Source organism: Cupriavidus sp. 01L46 (assembly GCF_056399905.1).
In genome coordinates, this window is record NZ_JBFTSF010000045.1 from 25010 (window position 1) to 40943 (window position 15934).

General features: G+C 65.1%; 15 protein-coding genes. 3 read left to right on the top strand and 12 right to left on the bottom strand.

Features of this window, described 5'->3' with window-relative positions; all coding sequences use genetic code 11:
• Positions 1 to 100: 100 nt before the first annotated feature.
• A complete protein-coding gene (locus AC1DS3_RS10740; protein WP_441632320.1) occupies positions 101 to 1984 on the bottom strand; it encodes a tetratricopeptide repeat protein in 1884 nt (627 codons plus the stop codon).
• A gap of 141 nt (positions 1985 to 2125) precedes the next feature.
• Here AC1DS3_RS10740 and mutM point away from each other — a divergent pair, with 141 nt between their 5' ends.
• The 3 genes from mutM to mutY all read left to right on the top strand — a co-directional run bounded on the left by mutM (position 2126) and on the right by mutY (position 6498).
• Entirely contained in the window at positions 2126 to 3007 is an 882-nt protein-coding gene (gene mutM, locus AC1DS3_RS10745; protein ID WP_477127146.1) for a bifunctional DNA-formamidopyrimidine glycosylase/DNA-(apurinic or apyrimidinic site) lyase, read from the top strand.
• A 266-nt stretch (positions 3008 to 3273) separates the two neighbouring features.
• Positions 3274 to 5217 (top strand): dynamin family protein, encoded by a 1944-nt coding sequence (locus AC1DS3_RS10750; protein ID WP_441632324.1) that lies wholly within the window; start codon positions 3274 to 3276, stop codon positions 5215 to 5217.
• A gap of 111 nt (positions 5218 to 5328) precedes the next feature.
• A complete protein-coding gene (gene mutY / locus AC1DS3_RS10755; RefSeq protein WP_441632326.1) occupies positions 5329 to 6498 on the top strand; it encodes an A/G-specific adenine glycosylase in 1170 nt (389 codons plus the stop codon).
• 122 nt (positions 6499 to 6620) lie between these two features.
• Here the strand turns inward: mutY and AC1DS3_RS10760 are convergent, their stop codons facing one another.
• The 11 genes from AC1DS3_RS10760 to AC1DS3_RS10810 form a co-directional block, all read right to left on the bottom strand.
• Positions 6621 to 7298 carry an LON peptidase substrate-binding domain-containing protein gene (locus tag AC1DS3_RS10760; RefSeq protein WP_441632328.1) on the bottom strand — a complete coding sequence of 226 codons (678 nt, stop codon included), beginning with the start codon at positions 7296 to 7298 and terminating at the stop codon, positions 6621 to 6623.
• A 66-nt stretch (positions 7299 to 7364) separates the two neighbouring features.
• A complete protein-coding gene (rapZ, locus tag AC1DS3_RS10765) occupies positions 7365 to 8282 on the bottom strand; it encodes an RNase adapter RapZ (protein ID WP_441632330.1) in 918 nt (305 codons plus the stop codon).
• Between the two features lie 119 nt (positions 8283 to 8401).
• Entirely contained in the window at positions 8402 to 8734 is a 333-nt protein-coding gene (locus AC1DS3_RS10770) for a PsiF family protein (protein ID WP_441632332.1), read from the bottom strand.
• Between the two features lie 187 nt (positions 8735 to 8921).
• Positions 8922 to 9893: an HPr(Ser) kinase/phosphatase gene (hprK, locus tag AC1DS3_RS10775; protein ID WP_006159437.1), complete on the bottom strand. Its 972-nt coding sequence runs from the start codon at positions 9891 to 9893 to the stop codon at positions 8922 to 8924.
• A gap of 35 nt (positions 9894 to 9928) precedes the next feature.
• Positions 9929 to 10384, bottom strand: a complete 456-nt coding sequence (gene ptsN, locus AC1DS3_RS10780; RefSeq protein ID WP_006159436.1) for a PTS IIA-like nitrogen regulatory protein PtsN — start codon at positions 10382 to 10384, stop codon at positions 9929 to 9931.
• A gap of 382 nt (positions 10385 to 10766) precedes the next feature.
• Positions 10767 to 11117, bottom strand: a complete 351-nt coding sequence (gene hpf / locus AC1DS3_RS10785; RefSeq protein ID WP_006159435.1) for a ribosome hibernation-promoting factor, HPF/YfiA family — start codon at positions 11115 to 11117, stop codon at positions 10767 to 10769.
• A 49-nt stretch (positions 11118 to 11166) separates the two neighbouring features.
• Positions 11167 to 12642, bottom strand: coding sequence for an RNA polymerase factor sigma-54 (locus AC1DS3_RS10790; RefSeq protein WP_043343436.1), 1476 nt, complete (start codon positions 12640 to 12642; stop codon positions 11167 to 11169).
• A 135-nt stretch (positions 12643 to 12777) separates the two neighbouring features.
• Positions 12778 to 13563, bottom strand: coding sequence for an LPS export ABC transporter ATP-binding protein (gene lptB, locus AC1DS3_RS10795; RefSeq protein ID WP_150991814.1), 786 nt, complete (start codon positions 13561 to 13563; stop codon positions 12778 to 12780).
• A gap of 24 nt (positions 13564 to 13587) precedes the next feature.
• The gene (gene lptA / locus AC1DS3_RS10800) at positions 13588 to 14232 is read right to left on the bottom strand and encodes a lipopolysaccharide transport periplasmic protein LptA (protein WP_174425621.1); all 645 of its coding nucleotides are present in this window, start codon (positions 14230 to 14232) and stop codon (positions 13588 to 13590) included.
• 54 nt (positions 14233 to 14286) lie between these two features.
• Positions 14287 to 14913, bottom strand: coding sequence for an LPS export ABC transporter periplasmic protein LptC (lptC, locus tag AC1DS3_RS10805; protein ID WP_441632407.1), 627 nt, complete (start codon positions 14911 to 14913; stop codon positions 14287 to 14289).
• A gap of 15 nt (positions 14914 to 14928) precedes the next feature.
• On the bottom strand, positions 14929 to 15912 hold the full coding sequence (locus AC1DS3_RS10810; RefSeq protein WP_150991810.1) for a KpsF/GutQ family sugar-phosphate isomerase: 984 nt from the start codon (positions 15910 to 15912) through the stop codon (positions 14929 to 14931).
• Between the last annotated feature and the right edge of the window lie 22 nt (positions 15913 to 15934).

The window sequence follows — 15934 nt, forward strand, 5'->3', positions numbered from 1 at the left end:
GGCGCCGCCGGGCGCCGGGCTGCCGGCCCGGCGCGAGGGCCGGGCGGCGGATGATTGCGGGTGATCGGAATGCTGCGTGACGGCTGCGGACAGCAGGATGCTACTTGGACAGCGCGGAGAGCGGGACGTTATAGCGGCGCAGGGTGTCGATCAGGATGACGTTATCCGGCTCGATCTTGGCGGCTTCGGTCCAGGTCTTGCGGGCCTCGTCCTGCTGGCCGAGCTGCCACAGCACCTCGCCGAGGTGGGCGCCGATTTCGGCCTCGGGCGCCTTGGCGTAAGCGTTGCGCAGCAGTTCGGCGGCCGGCTGCAACTGGCCCAGGCGGAACTTGACCCAGGCCAGGCTATCCATGATGTAGGGATCGTCCGGGCCCAGCGCGGAGGCCTTTTCCAGCAGCTTGAGGGCTTCGGGCAGGCGCACGTTGCGGTCCGCAAGCGAATAGCCCAGCGCGTTATAGCCCTGCTTGGCTTCCGGCTGCATGGCGATCACGCGGCGCAGCAGCTTTTCCATGCTGTCGTAGCGCTTCTCGCGCTCATCGAGCATGGCGAGTTCATAGACCCAGTCCGAGTTGTCGGGCTCCGCCGCGGCGCGTTCATCCAGCACCTTGCGGGCCCGCTCGTAGGACTTGGCGTCGATCAGCATGCCAACTTCGGCCTGGCGGATAGCGGTCATGCGCTGCGCGCGCTGGTCGGGCTCGGGTATATCTTCGGCATCGGCCAGCATGTCGTTGAATATCGCCTGGGCGTCGTCGAGCTTGCCCATGCGGCCCAGCAACTGCGCGCGCTTGACGGCGGCAGCTGGTGCGAGGCGGGCGTCGTCGATGCGGTCGAGCCAGGCTACTGCCGCCGGGTAGTCCTTCTTTTCCTCGGCGATCTGCGCCAGGTACTGGTAGGCGATATCCGGGCTGGCCGCCGGCACTTGCTCGGCGAGCTGCAGGTATTCCTTCAGGTACAGCTCGGCCTCGTCGTAGCGCTTGGACTGCAGGCTGGTGAGGCCGAGGGCGAGCGGCACGCGCGGATCCTTCGGCGCAATCTTGCGCAGCATCTCGAACTCCGAGCGCGCGGCTTGCAGGTCGTTTTGCTGCAGGTAGAGGCGGGCCAGCGTGATGTGCCCGTTGACCGAGGCCGGGGCCCTGTTGACGAACGCCTTGAGCCCGGCAATGGCCTGGTCCGGCGCGCTGTCGGCGCGCAGCTCGGCAGCCATCAGCGCGGCGCCTTCGAAGTCGGGACGGATCTTCTGGGCCTCGTCGAGCTCGGCCAGGGCGCCGGGAATGTCGTTGGCGGTTTCCTTGGCGCGCGCGAGGGCAAGGTGAGTCTCGGCCGACTTCAGGTCGTTGGCTACCAGGCGCTGCAGCAGCGCGGCCGCGCCGGCGGGATCACTGGTGCGCGAAAGCTGCTGCTGCATCTGCAGGATGGCCTCCGGCCGCTGGCTCGGCGGCACGCCATTGAGCTGCAGGGCCAGCAGGGGTTCGGCTTCGTCCCATCGGCCGCTCAGGACCAGCAGGGTCGACAGCACCTGCCGCGCGCCGGCGGAGGTGGGCGCAAGCTCGGTCCACAGCCGCGCGGCGTCCAGCGCTTGCTGGGCGCTGCGGGCATTGAACGCGATCTCGGTGGCGCGCTGGGCAAAGCGCGGGTCGTGCGTATTGCGCGCCAGCTCCAGGTACGTCTGGTAAGCGGGGCCTACCACGCCGCGCTGGGCGGAGATTTCAGCGGCCAGCACCCGGTACAGGATGTCCGCGGTCAGCGGCACCGCCGGCAGGGGCATCTTCGGCGGCAGCGGGTTCGAGCGGATTGGCGTGGAAGCCTCCGCGGCGACCTTCATCGCGGGCTTGCCGTTCGCAGGCGCGGCGTGGCTGGCGAGCGGCGCCAGGGCGCAGACCGCCACCGCGGCCGCAGCCGTGGCTGCCAGCCTGTGACGCAGCGGCCGCCGGGGGAAGAGAAGTTGAGCGGTGGTCATCGGGGTACGGTCCAGGCGGTCCGACATGTAGGTGGGTGCTCCAGCACTCAAAGGCGATGGGGAAGGTAAAGGCATTGTAGCCTGCCGCTACAATGCTTTGCTTATCCGCATGGCACCGGCACGGCTGGGGTCTCTGGCGGTTTGAGTGGCACAAAAGGGAGAGGTTCGATGCCTGAGTTGCCAGAGGTCGAAGTGACCCGGCGCGGCTTGCTGCCGCATGTGGTTGGGCGGCGCATTGCCGAAGTAGTGGTGCGCCATCGCGGCCTGCGCTGGCCGGTCGAGCCGGATCTGGAGTCGCAGCTGGCCGGGCGGGTGATCGCGCGCATAGAGCGGCGCGGCAAGTACCTGCTGCTGGAGTGCGTGCGCCCGGACGGCGAGGCTCCCGGATGGCTGCTGATCCACCTTGGCATGACGGGCACGCTGCRGGTGTTGCCGCAGGCGCCGCCGCCGGGCACGCACGATCACCTTGACCTGGTCCTTGCCGACCCCGACGGCGCGGGTGATGCGCAGCCCAGCGCAGCCACCAGCCTGGTGCTGCGCTTCCGCGATCCGAGGCGCTTTGGCGCGGTGCTGTGGAGCCTGCTCGAAGAGTCGCAATTGCCGACCCATCCGCTGCTGAGCAAGCTCGGCATCGAGCCGTTCGACCCACGCTTCGACGGCGCCTGGCTCTATCGCCTGGGACGCGGGCGCAGCGCGGCCATCAAGACCGTGCTCCTCGCAGGCGACATCGTGGTGGGCGTGGGCAATATCTATGCTTCGGAAAGCCTGTTCGCCGCGGGTATCCGCCCCACCACGCCGGCCGGGCGCTTGTCGCTGGCGCGTTGCGAACGCCTGGCCGAGGCCGTGCGCGACACGCTGGCCCGCGCGATCGAGCGCGGCGGCAGCACTTTGCGCGACTTCGTCGGCAGCGATGGCAGCAGTGGCTATTTCCAGCTGGATTGCGCCGTGTACGACCGCGCCGGCCATCCATGCCGGGTCTGCGGCACCACCATCCGGCAGATCGTCCAGGGGCAGCGCTCGACGTTCTACTGCCCGAGCTGTCAACGTTGAGTGCGGCTCTCGTTGCGCAGGCCGTACGAGAGTGATGATTGCCTATCTTCTTGCGAATGTGGCGCCAACCCGATGGCCCGGCGCAACAGGGAAGGCGGCGGGCGACTCGAATTTCACAAAAATCCGCCGTAAACCTGTATCTTGAAGAACGTAAAAAAGTGTTACAAAGACACCATGTCACCGCCCGGGTGCCGGCCATCGGACATCAAGATGTCAGGCCTGCAGCGCCGCCGCGGGGGCTTTTCGCCAAGCCGATCCCAGTGCCAATGACAACCCTCGCCCTTCAATTCGAACAATACGGCGCCTGGAGAACCGGGGTACTCCACTCCCTGGCCGAATTCCGCTCCTGGCTGCAGCAGCACGATCTCTACGACGCCCAGGCCGACGAACGCGTCCAGCGCATCCAGGGCGTGCTCAAGAGCGACCGGCTCAAGGTGGCGTTCATCGCGGAGTTTTCGCGGGGCAAGAGCGAGCTGATCAACGCGATTTTCTTTGCCGACTACGGCCGTCGCATCCTGCCGTCTTCCGCCGGGCGCACCACGATGTGCCCGACCGAGCTGCGCTACGACGAAGCCGAGGCGCCGTGCATCCGGCTGCTGCCGATCGAGACGCGCCTGCAGGAAGCTTCCACCGCCGATTTCCTTGACGTCGATGCGCACTGGCATACCGTGCCGCTCGACCCCTCGTCGCCCGATGGCATGCTGGATGCATTCCGGCACGTGGTCGAGACCAACCGTGTCACGCGCGAGATGGCCGAGTCGCTTGGCCTGTACAACGAGAACGATCCCGACGCCGCCTACGCGCTCGATGCCGATGGCATGGTCGAGATTTCCCGCTGGCGCCACGCGGTCATCAACTTCCCGCATCCGCTGTTGCGCCAGGGCCTGGTCATCCTCGACACGCCGGGCCTCAACGCGATTGGCACCGAGCCCGAACTGACGCTGCGCCTGATCCCGGACGCGCATGTCGTGGTGTTCATGCTGGCGGCCGACGCGGGCGTGACCAAGAGCGACCTCGACCTCTGGCGCAGCCATGTGAGCGCAGGCCACCGCAAGGGATGCCTGGCGGTGCTCAACAAGATCGATGGCCTGTGGGACCCGCTCAAGTCGCCGGCCGAGACCGCGGCCGAGATCACGCGCCAGGTCACCACCAGCGCTCATGTGCTGGGCATCGACGAGTCGCGCGTCTACCCGGTGTCGGCGCAGAAGGGCCTGGTGGCCAAGGTCACCAACGATGACGACTTGCTGGCGCGCAGCGGCCTGCCGCAATTCGAGCACGTGCTGTCTGACCAGCTGATCCCGCAGCGGCGCGAGATCGTCGCTGACCAGGTGCAGCGCTCGGTGGAGGAGATGGCGCGCGGCGCGCAGCAACTGCTGCAAAGCCGCCGCCGCAGCATCGTCGAGCAGTTGTTCGAGCTGCGCGGGCTGCGCGGCAAGAACCACGCGATGGTCAAGCACATGCTGATGCGCGTGCAGTCGGAGAAAGAAGAGTTCGAGCAGAGCATCGCCAAGTTCCAGGCCCTGCGGCTGGTGTTCGGGCGCCATAGCGCGGACATCATCAAGAGCCTGCAGCTGCGCGACGTGCGCCGCACCATGCGCGAGCGCCGCGAGCAGATGAAGGAGCGTTTCTTCTCGCGCGGCATGCGCGAGGACATGGACGCCTTGTTTGCGCGGCTTGGCGAACTGGTCAGCGAGGCGGACCAGAAGATCGCCCAGCTCCACCAGCTCACCGACAGCATGTACCGCCGCTTCAATGCCGAGCATGGCTTTACGCTGCCCGCGCCGATCCAGTTCGTCACCGCGCGCTACGTCAACGAATTGCAGCAGACGCTGGCGTTGGCCCACACGCACTTCGGCGCCATGAACATGCTCACGCGCTCGCGCCCGCAGCTGGTGCAGAGCGCGTTTTCCACCATCGCCACCCGCGTGCTGGAAACCTTCCGCGATCTGAACCGCGATATCGAGATCTGGCTCAAGTCGGTGATGACGCCGCTGGAGGCGCAGGTGCGCGAGCACCAGAAACAGTTGCGCCGCCGGGTCGATTCGATCGAGCGCATCCACGAGGCCACCGACACGCTCGAGAGCCGCATCGCGCAGCTCGAGGAAGTGCTCAACGGCCTGGACGATCGCAGCGGGCGCATCGAGTCCTTCTCCAGGCGGATCCTGCAGCCGGACGCCGACGAGGGGCAGCTCAAGGCGTTCGCGGCCTGAAGCGCGGCCTGAAGTGTGGCCGGCGGCGAGTGCCGGTGGCGGCGAAGCGGTATCATGACGCGCCGCCGCCTCCGGCGCTGTTGCTGTGTTGCCTTACCCGTCACGTACCCGATGCCCCGCAAGCCCGCTGCTTCTCCTGCCGTTTCATCCGATCTTTCCCCCGCCGTGGTTCCTGCCGATTTCGCCGCGCGCGTGGTGGGCTGGCAGCGCGTGCACGGGCGCCATGACCTGCCGTGGCAGAACACCCGCGACCCTTACCGTATCTGGTTGTCCGAGATCATGCTGCAGCAGACTCAGGTCAGCGCGGTGATCGAGTATTTCCAGCGTTTCGTCGGCCGGCTGCCAACCGTGGCCGCATTGGCCGAGGCCAGCGCGGATGAGGTGATGGCGCTGTGGGCCGGGCTTGGCTACTACTCGCGCGCGCGCAACCTGCACCGCTGCGCCAAGGCCGTAATGAGCGAGCATGGTGGTGTGTTCCCGACCGACCCCGAGGTGCTGGTGACGCTGCCCGGCATCGGCCGCTCCACCGCGGCAGCCGTGGCGGCGTTCAGCGCCGGCGTGCGCTCGCCGATCCTGGATGGCAACGTCAAGCGCGTCTTTGCGAGGTTCTTTGGCATCCATGGCCATCCCGGCGTCAAGGCGGTGGAGAACCGCATGTGGCAGATTGCCGATGCGGTCCTGCCCGCCAAGGGGCCGGCGCAAGCCGAGGACATGGTGTCCTACACCCAGGGCGTGATGGACCTCGGCGCCACTGTCTGTTCGCGCGGCAAGCCAGCCTGCCTTGCCGCCGCCGCGTCGTGCCCGCTGGCCAGCGACTGCGTGGCGCGCCGCGACGGGCTGACCGGCGTGCTGCCCACGCCGAAGCCGCGTGCCGCCATTCCCGAGCGCAGCACCGTGATGCTGCTGGTCCGCCGCGGCCGCGAGGTCCTGCTCGCACTGCGCCCGGACAGCGGCATCTGGGGCGGGCTGTGGAGCTTGCCCGAAATGCCGGTCGATACCGTGCCCTTCGATGCGGAACTGGCCGAAGACGCTGCGTTGGAACGCGCCCGCGAATTCGGCAATCCCAGCACGGCCAATATGGTCGGCGAGCTCACCCACGTCTTCACCCACTTCCGCTTGCTGATCCGCGCCATTCGCGTCGACGTCACCGGCCTCACCGCGCGCGATGCCGCCAACGGCCCCGCGCTACGCTGGCTGTCACTGGACGATCTGGATGCGTTAGGCACGCCCGCGCCGGTGCGCAAGCTGCTGGAGGCGCAAGCCCAAGGCGGATTGTTTTAACGTTGCTTAGAGGCCATTTCAAAAAGATTCTGGCGTCGTTGCGCGGCCTTGGCCGATCCAGCTGTACTGTCTGCGGCCGCGCGCCTAGCCAGAACCGCTTCGCTTCATTTTGAAACGGCCTCTTAGAGGATGTGGTGCTGGTGCATGTATTTATGCACGATCTCGATCCGCATGCCCGCGTCCGGCAGCGCCATCAGCATCTGCTTGGCCTTGAGCGGCACCGGCAAGAACTCGCACAGCCGATTGGCCACCCAGCTGGGGTCATCCCACAGGAACGGCTCGCTGAAAGGCAGCTCGCCCGGATGCTCGGCATGGAGCGAGGCAACGATACGCCGCAGCACGGCCAGGCATTCGCCCAGTAGCTCGAGCTTGCAGTCGATGATGTCGGGCGGCAGCAATTCCGCCTGGCCGACCAGCAAGCCGTCGGGGCTCACGCTGTGGCCCAGCAGCCGGAAGCGCTGGCGGCCGCGCGCGCTGATCAGCAGCACGCCCAGTTGCTCCATATTGCAGTCGATGATGTCGGCCAGGCAGCCGATCGTCTCGGGCATGGTGGGCTCGTCCTGGCGGGCGACCTCATTGCCGCTGGCGATCAGGCAGACACCGAAGGGCGAGCGATCGCGCATGCAGGTGCGCACCATGTCCACGTAGCGCGCTTCGAACACGCGCAGTGGCAGCAGCCCATCGGGAAAGAGTACGGTATGCAGCGGAAACAGCGGCAGGCCATCCAGCGTAGGCCCCGCCGAGGTGCTGTGCGAGGCGGAGAATGAAGTGGATGAGCCGGGTGTGGCGGGTGAGGACATGCTGAGCCAGCAAAGGTTTCGGGCGAGAATTGCCGAGCCTGACCGCGAAACCTGGCGGTGCGGTGTTTAGCCGCCCGGCGCGAGCTCGCGGTGTCTCACCAGCACATTACCATGGGCACGAAAATAGTTGGCAAGTCTTTCCGCGATGTACACGGAGCGATGCTGCCCGCCAGTGCAACCGATTGCGACGGTCAGGTAACTGCGATTGTCAGCGATGAAACTTGGCAGCCACTTTTCCACATAGGCGCGTATGTCCTCGGCCATGGCCAGCACCATCGGCTGGCTTTGCAGGAAGTCGATCACGGGCTCGTCGCGGCCGGTCAGCGGGCGCAGCGCCAGGTCGTAATAGGGGTTGGGCAGCGAGCGCACGTCGAACACCAGGTCGGCGTCACTGGGCACGCCGTGCTTGAAGCCGAACGACTCGAACAGTAATGTGAGCTTGAGGTCATCGCCGCGCACGAATTCCTTGATCCACGCGCGCAATGTATTGGTGCGCACATTGCTGGTGTCGATGCGGTGCGCAGCCTCCGCCAGCGGGCTCAGGAGCTCGCGCTCCATCTCGATGGCCTCGATCAGCGAGGTGTCGTTGAGTGCGGCCTCGGCGGTACTGTCGGCGAGATTCTCGTTCTTGGGATTGGCCGAGAGGCTAGCCATGGCTGCGCGCATCGACAGCGGATGGCGCCGCCTTGTCTCGGAATAACGCTGCACCAGCGCATCGGTATTGGCGGTCAGGAAGACCACCCGGACCTGGTGTTCGGAGGCGAGGTCGCGCAGCGTGCCGGGCAGCTTGTCCAGCGATTCGCGGCTACGGATATCGGTGGCGACGCCCAGATGGGTGTAGCCCTGCGCCGCCAGGTACTGGGCCAGCTCCGGGATAAACTGCGCCGGCAGGTTGTCGACGCAGTAGTAGCCCGCGTCTTCCAGTACGTTCAAGGCAACGGATTTGCCGGAGCCGGAGATCCCGGTGATAAGTATGATGCGCATAGCACGACAAGCATAACATCAGGTGATGACGCCGTCATGACGGCGCCGTGCCAGCAAAAATGGCGAACCGAAAAGGTTCGCCATTTTTACACGTCCGCGCCGCAAATGATGCCGGTAGCTTACTTGGACAAGCAGTCGCTCATGAAGGCTTTGCGTTCATCGCCCTTCTTGCCGGTGGCCTGGGCGTTGCAGGTCTTCATCTTTTCCTGCTGGCTGTTCTTGGCGGGTGCGGCCGCGGGCTTGTTGGACAGGCAATTGCTCATGAAGGCCTTGCGCTCGTCGCCCTTCTTGCCGGTGGCCTGCGTGTTGCAAGCCTTCATCTTGTCCTGCTGGGTGTTAGCTGCAGCGGGTGCGGCTGCGGCAGCGGGTGCCGCGGCCGGTGCATTCTGGGCGAAGGCGCCGGTGGCAAAAAGCGGGGCTACCAGCACGCACATCGCGATCAATTTTTTCATGCTTGCTCTCCTGGCTGTGGAAAACTTCATGGCTGCTGGCCTGTCGGCTCGGCAACTCGGGCTGGGCCCAATGCCCATTACTGCACAAAACGGCCTATGCCCCAATCGCGTTGACCATTGAAGCGCGGCCGGATGTAAGCAATTGAAAACGGCCCCGTCGTGGTCGCATGACGTGGGCCTGCCAAGCCTAGAGTAGCCTGCCCTGGCCCCGCGATGCGACATCGGCCTGCATCGCGGCGCGCTGGCGGTCCATGAAGTCGCGCAGCGTGTCGATGCCGCGCAAGCGCAGGATGGTGTTGCGCACGGCGGCCTCGACCAGCACGGCGAGATTTCGGCCGGCCGCCACCTGGATCTTGACCATGTGGATAGGCAGGCCGAGCACGTCGAGATACTGGGAGTCCAGCGGCAGGCGCTCGAATTCGCCATCGTTGCGGCGTACCAGCTGCACCACCAGCTTGAGCTTCATCTTGCGGCGTACCGCAGTCTCGCCAAAGATGGTCTTGATGTCGAGCAGGCCCAGGCCGCGCACTTCCAGCAGGTTCTGCAGCAGCGGCGGGCAGCGGCCCTCAATGAAGTCCGGCCCGAGGCGCACGAAATCGACGGCATCGTCCGCCACCAGCCCATGTCCGCGCGAGATCAGTTCCAGGCCGAGCTCGCTCTTGCCCAGGCCGGATTCGCCCATCACCAGCACGCCCATGCCGAGGATGTCGAGGAACACGCCGTGCATGGTTACGCGCGGCGCGGAAATGCGCGACAGATAGAGGCGCAGGTGATCGATCACCGCGGCCGAAGACACCGGCGTGGTGAACAGCGGGGTGGACGAGCGCGTGCAGCGCAGTTCCAGGTCGGGCGGCGGCTCCATGCCGTCGGCGATCACCAGGAACGGCGGCTCCAGCAGGATCAGCTCGCCCATCTGGCGCTTGCGCATCTCGTCATCGAGGCGCTGGTAATACGTGATTTCGGGCTTGCCCAGCACCTGGATCCGGTTCGGGTGGATCAGGTTCAAGTGGCCGACGAGATCGGCCGCGGACGTGGCTTCACGCGCAAACTCGACATCGAAGGCGCGGTCCGCACCCTCCAGTCCTGCTACCCAGGAGAGTTTGATATCGGCTGCGTTGTCGTCGAAGATCGACTGCGAGGTGACGCCAGTGAGTTCCATTCGGGTGCTTTCAGGGGCGGGCTTTCAGTGCCGGATCAAGGGTGCCATTGCGTCAGCAACTGGTGCACGTCGTCGGGGGTGGGCAGGGTAGCCAGTCCTTCGCGCATCTCGCGGTCGGACAGCAACTGGGCGATCTCGGAGAGAATTTCCAGATGCTGCTGGGTGGCCTGTTCGGGCACCAGCAGGAAGATCAGCAGCGCGACCGGCTTGCCGTCGGGCGACTCGAAGGGGATCGGCTCGGCCAGGCGCATGAAGGCGGCCAGTGGCTGCTTCAGTCCCTTGATACGGCCGTGGGGGATTGCAACCCCCGCGCCTAGGCCGGTGGACCCCAGCGACTCGCGGGCGAACAGGTTGTCGGTCACGGTCGCGCGCGCTACGCCATGGTTGTTCTCGAAGAGGAGCCCGGCCTGTTCGAACACGCGCTTCTTGCTGGTGACGCTGACGTCGAGGTTGATGTTGCCGGGTGGCAGCAATTTAGCCAAACGATTCATGTGGAATGCGCAGGGTTTTCTAGTAAGCAGGCCCGGGGCCAGGAGGCGTCCCGCCGGGCGGAAAGTGGATAAAAACCAAGGCCCGAGGTTTCCACCGGTTGTCCCCCATGCCGGTGTCGGGCGTCTGGCMATTATAGAGCAGGCCCGCTTCCGCTTTGTGCATTGCAATGGCCGATGCGCTCAAGCGGTGCTGCATGCACCGGAATGGCTAGGCCAGTCAACTATGTATTGCACAGCATACACCGGTACATATGCGTTGCGGAATCCCCTGTGTGCCCCGATTGGGTAGGCCGCAATGAAAAAGCCGCGCTCTGGGCGCGGCTTGATTCCATTTTTCAAGGGACTGACACCGACGGCCCGGTATGTGGGCCGTCAGGCACGGTCATTGCTGCATCTGCGATGCGGCCATCTGATACTTGACCGCTTCACGGTCGTGGCTCTGCACGCGATCCTTGTGGCGAATCACCTGCCGGTCGAGCTTGTCGACCAGTGCGTCGATAGCGGCATACAGGTCTTCATGATGCGCTTCGACAAAGATGTCCTTGCCCTTGAGATGTAGATTGATTTCCGCGTACTGCCGCCGGTCCTTTTCTTTTGTATTGTCGACAGAGAGCAGCACACTTACGCCAATGACTTGATCGAAATGCCTGACGATACGCTCCAGTTTCGTTTCCACGTACTCACGCAGAGGGGGCGTGATGTCCAAGTGGTGTCCACTGATCTTGAAGTTCATAGCGTTTCTCCTTCTGAAAGAGCTGCATCAGGCAGGCGATGCAGCTCGGCTACAAAGTCTTACGGAGATTGACCGCGGGAATCTTGAGCGCTTCGCGGTATTTGGCAACGGTACGCCGTGCTACCACAAAGCCTTGCTCGCCGAGCAATTCGGCAATCCGGCTGTCGGACAAGGGGTTCCTAGCGTCTTCGGCTCCTATCAATTGCTTGATCAACGCACGGATTGCCGTTGATGAGGCCGCGCCGCCGGTTTCTGTGGATACGTGAGAGCCGAAAAAATACTTCAGCTCGAAAGTCCCCATCGGCGTTGCCATGTATTTATTGGTAGTCACCCGAGAGATGGTGGACTCGTGTAAACCCAGTGTATCGGCAATCTCCCGCAAAACCAAGGGGCGCATCGCAATTTCACCGTGGGTGAAGAAGTTCTTTTGACGTTCGACAATGGCTTGTGCGACGCGCAATATCGTGTCGAACCTTTGCTGGATATTCTTGATCAACCAGCGTGCTTCCTGCAGCTTTTGCTGCAATCCGGCCGCGCCTGCATCGCCTTTTGCACCGCGCAAAATCTGCGCGTACATGTCGTTGATGCGTAGCCGCGGCATCACATCCGGGTTTAGGTGGGCGATCCATCCGCCGCTCAACTTTCGAACAAAAACATCGGGCACCACGAAATCCGCTTCTGGCCGGCTGTAGGCATGGCCGGGATAGGGCGCGAGCGAGCGGATCAGTTCATGGGCGGCCTTGAGTTCCGGCTCGTCCACTTGCAGCGCCTTTTTAAGGCGCGTGTAATCGCGCACCGCCAGCAGCTCGAGGTGGTTGGTGACGATGCTCAGCGCCAGTTCGCGCTGCGGATGCTTGAGCCTGCGCAATTGCAGCGCCAGGCACTCGGCGGCGTTGCGTGCCCCGACGCCCGGCGGATCGAAGCTCTGCAGCAGCGTGAGCACAGCCTGGATCTCGTCGACCTCGAACTCGAGCTCCTCCGGCAGCTCGCTGCAGATTTCCTCGAGCGTCGTGCTCAGGTAGCCATCATCGTCCAGGGATTCGACCAGAAAGATAGCCAGCCCCTTGTCGCGCAGGGAAATCTTGAGCGGCGCCAGCTGTTCCATGAGGTGTTCACGCAGCGTGGGCTCGGCGTCGCGCAGCTGCATCGGGGTCTTTTCGTCGTCTTCGCCTTGCGGGCGGCGGGCGAAGTCGTCCAGGCTCCAGTCGCTGCCGTAATCCTCGTTGCTGTCGGAGTAGCTGTCGTCGGCTTCGGGGGCGCCATCCGGGCGGTTCTCGCTGGTGCCCTGGCCATCGGCGGGCGCCGGCGCGGGCGCGCTCTGCAGGTTCACCGAGCCGTCCGAAGACACGCGCAACGGGCTGTCCAGCCAGTCGTTCTCACGCTCGAGCAAGGGGTTCTCGGTCAGCGCCTGTTCCACTTCCTGCTGCAGTTCAAGCGTGGACAGTTGCAGCAGCCGGATCGACTGCTGGAGTTGCGGCGTAAGCGCGAGATGCTGCGAGAGGCGGAGCTGTAGCGACGGTTTCATGCGACCTATTTTATGCTCAACTTCCGTACTGATGGAACGGAAATTGCTATCGCTGGTGTCGCTATGATCGTTTGAAGGATAAAAGGCGACACCGAAGCCGCCCGGGGGCCGATGCGCGGCAGGCGCCACGCGCCCTTACATGCGGAAGTTCTCGCCCAGGTAGACCTTGCGCACCGACTCGTTGGCGATGATGTCCTCAGGCTGCCCGGACGCCAGCACCGCGCCTTCGCTGATGATGTAGGCGTGGTCGCAGATGCCCAGCGTCTCGCGCACGTTGTGGTCGGTGATCAGCACGCCGATATTGCGTGCCTTGAGGAAGCTGACGATGCGCTGGATTTCGCCTACCGCGATCGGGTCGACACCGGCGAAGGGCTCGTCGAGCAGGATGAAGCGCGGCGCGGAGGCCAGCGCGCGGGCGATTTCCACGCGGCGGCGCTCGCCGCCGGACAGCGATAGCGCCGGGTTGTCGCGCAGGTGGGCAATCTGCAGGTCATCCAGCAGGGTGTCCAGCCGGCGCTCGATCTCGGCCTTGCCCAGGGGTTTGCCATCGTTGAGCTGCAGCTCCAGCACCGCGCGGATGTTCTCCTGCACATTGAGCTTGCGGAACACCGAGGCTTCCTGCGGCAGGTAGGACAGGCCCATGCGCGCTCGCTCATGGATGGCCAGGCCGCTGATGTGCTTGTCGTCGAGCACGATATCGCCCTCGTCCAGCGCCACCAGCCCCACGATCATGTAGAACGACGTGGTCTTGCCCGCGCCGTTGGGGCCCAGCAAGCCGACCACCTCGCCGCTCTTCACGTCGAGCGACACGTCCTTGACCACGGTGCGCGAGCCGTAGCGCTTCTTCAGGTGGCGCACGACCAGCGTGCTGCTGTCCTTCAGGGTGGCGGGCTGGGACGGTGCGGTTTGGGTAGCGGTCATGAAGGTGAAGTCAGAATCCGTGGGTCAGGGGTTGACGGGAGCCGTGGCCGGCTTGAGCGGCAGCGGGTTGGCTGCGGCACCGCTGGCGGGCTGCTCCTGGCGCGGCGACAGCACGGCGCGCACGCGGCCCGACGGGCTGCCCGCGGTCGCGTTCTCGGCGCCGCCGCTGGCCGTGTAGAACTCGTTGCGGCTGTCATAGGTGATCACCGCGCCGCGGATCTCGTCGACCAGCTTGGCGCCGGCCAGGCGAGCCATGCGGGCGCGCCCGATCAGCTTGGACAACTCCTGCTTGCCGTCATATTCGATGCGGTCGCCCCAGCCGTCGATGTACTCGTCGACGTTGTCGCGCTTCTGGCGGATATAGGCTTGCTTGCCGCCCTTAGAGGTCGCGACCGCGTACTGGTAGCCCTCGGGATCGGTACGGACTTCGGCCGCGTCGGATTTGAGCACCATGGTGCCTTTGGTCAGCACCACGTTGCCGGTCAGTACATAGACCTGCTTGACGTCATCGTAGCTGGCATTGTCGGCCTCCAGGACCAGCGGCTTTTCGCGGTCGGCCTTTTCGGCGCTGGCGGGCGCGGCCAGCGTGAGGCCAAGGACGGCGGCCAGCGTCAGCAAAGCGGCCGTGCTGCGGCGCAGACAGGACGAAGTCGTCGGGAATGGATTCATGTTGGCGTGATGGCGGTTGACGCGGGCGGCTGGTGCCCGCGGGCGGCTTCAGGGCTACTTCGCGGGACTTGCCGGCGGCGGCCCCGTGATGATGGTGCCGCGTACGTTACCCAGCAATTGTACTTCGCGAGTGACATTGTTGAAGACCAGGCCGTTGGCGGTCATCACCGACGGGCCGCGGGTCAGCTTGACAGCCTTGTCGGTCTTGACGATGTCATCGTTCACCAGCACCTGGAAATACTCCGAGGCGGCCGTCATCTGTGGGTCCTTGGCAGGCTCGGGGCCCTGGGCACGCACGATGAAGGCATTGCCGAACAGGTCGATGACCGAGCCTTCCGCGTTCATTGTGCCGCGATCGGAGTGGCCGGTGACGGGCGGACGGTCGATTTCGTAGGAGCGCATGGCCGGGCGCGTCACTTCGTAGGTCTGGTCGTCCTCGAAGTGGATCATCTTGTCGCCGGTGAAGCGCAGCTTGGTGTTGCCGTCCTCGGCAAGCTCGGTCGCGGAAAAACGGATCATGTAGTAATCCGGTTCATGCTTCTTGCCTACCGTCCCGGTGTCCGCTTCTTTCGGGGAGTTGACCTGCACCAGCCAGAAGGTGCTGCCCGCCACCAGTGCCATCAGCAGCAGGGGCAGGGCTCGCATGGCAAGCCGGCTCAGGGAGGACAGGATTTCCCGCATGGGCATGGGCTGGCCTCAGATGACCTTGGCGCGGGTCAGGTCGTGGATGTGGAGCGCGCCGACCAGGCGCCGCTCCGCGTCGACCACCAGCATCTGGTTGATGCGGTTCGCCTCCATCACCTGCACGGCTTCCACGGCCAGCTGGTCCGGCCCGACGGTATGCGGTGTGCGGTGCATGACCTCGCTGATGGGTACGGTCTTCCAGTCACGCGGGGTTTCGAGCAGGCGGCGCAGGTCGCCATCGGTGAAGACGCCGATCAGGCGGTCGTCCGGGTCCACCACCGCGGTCATTGCCATGCCTTTGCGGGTGATTTCCATCAGGGCCTGTGCCAGCGGCGTGCTCTCGCGCACCTTGGGCACCGCGTTGCCGCTGCGCATGACGTCGCGCACGTGGGTCAGCAGCTTGCGCCCGAGCGCGCCGCCCGGATGCGAGCGGGCAAAGTCTTCCTCGCCGAAGCCGCGGGCATCCAGCACCGCCACCGCGAGCGCGTCGCCCATCGCCAGTGCGGCGGTGGTGCTGGCGGTCGGCGCCAGGTTGAGCGGGCAGGCTTCTTTTTCCACCCCGGCATTGAGGTGCGCGTCGGCCAGCTTGGCCAGCGTGGAGGCGGGGTTGCCAGTCACGGAGATGAGCTTGGCGCCGATGCGCTTGACGATCGGGACGATCGAAAGCAACTCGGCGGTCTCTCCGGAATTGGAAAAGGCGATCAGCACATCGTCGCGCGTGACCATGCCCAGGTCGCCGTGGCTGGCTTCGGCCGGATGCACGAAAAACGCGGGCGTGCCGGTCGAGGCCAGCGTGGCCGCGACCTTGCGGCCGATGTGGCCCGACTTGCCGATGCCGGACACGACGACGCGCCCGCTGCAATTGAGCGTCAGTTGCACAGCCTGCGCAAATCCGTCGTCCAGGCGGCCTGCGAGGGCAGCGACGGCGTCGGCTTCGATCTGGAGGGTTTCGCGAGCGAGCCTAAGTGCTCGATCCGCATTGAAATTAGCTATCATGGCGACGAAGTATACCAACGAA

Bases quoted from the DNA above. Each gene is read 5' to 3' on its own strand.
- AC1DS3_RS10740 (WP_441632320.1), bottom strand. From the start codon at position 1,984: ATGTCGGACCGCCTGGACCGTACCCCGATGACCACCGCTCAACTTCTC.
- hpf (WP_006159435.1), bottom strand. From the start codon at position 11,117: ATGAACTTCAAGATCAGTGGACACCACTTGGACATCACGCCCCCTCTG.
- lptB (WP_150991814.1), bottom strand. From the start codon at position 13,563: ATGACCGCTACCCAAACCGCACCGTCCCAGCCCGCCACCCTGAAGGAC.
- rapZ (WP_441632330.1), bottom strand. From the start codon at position 8,282: ATGCGCATCATACTTATCACCGGGATCTCCGGCTCCGGCAAATCCGTT.
- AC1DS3_RS10810 (WP_150991810.1), bottom strand. From the start codon at position 15,912: ATGATAGCTAATTTCAATGCGGATCGAGCACTTAGGCTCGCTCGCGAA.
- ptsN (WP_006159436.1), bottom strand. From the start codon at position 10,384: ATGAATCGTTTGGCTAAATTGCTGCCACCCGGCAACATCAACCTCGAC.
- lptA (WP_174425621.1), bottom strand. From the start codon at position 14,232: ATGAATCCATTCCCGACGACTTCGTCCTGTCTGCGCCGCAGCACGGCC.
- lptC (WP_441632407.1), bottom strand. From the start codon at position 14,913: ATGCGGGAAATCCTGTCCTCCCTGAGCCGGCTTGCCATGCGAGCCCTG.
- hprK (WP_006159437.1), bottom strand. From the start codon at position 9,893: ATGGAACTCACTGGCGTCACCTCGCAGTCGATCTTCGACGACAACGCA.
- AC1DS3_RS10770 (WP_441632332.1), bottom strand. From the start codon at position 8,734: ATGAAAAAATTGATCGCGATGTGCGTGCTGGTAGCCCCGCTTTTTGCC.
- AC1DS3_RS10790 (WP_043343436.1), bottom strand. From the start codon at position 12,642: ATGAAACCGTCGCTACAGCTCCGCCTCTCGCAGCATCTCGCGCTTACG.
- mutY (WP_441632326.1), top strand. From the start codon at position 5,329: ATGCCCCGCAAGCCCGCTGCTTCTCCTGCCGTTTCATCCGATCTTTCC.
- AC1DS3_RS10750 (WP_441632324.1), top strand. From the start codon at position 3,274: ATGACAACCCTCGCCCTTCAATTCGAACAATACGGCGCCTGGAGAACC.
- AC1DS3_RS10760 (WP_441632328.1), bottom strand. From the start codon at position 7,298: ATGTCCTCACCCGCCACACCCGGCTCATCCACTTCATTCTCCGCCTCG.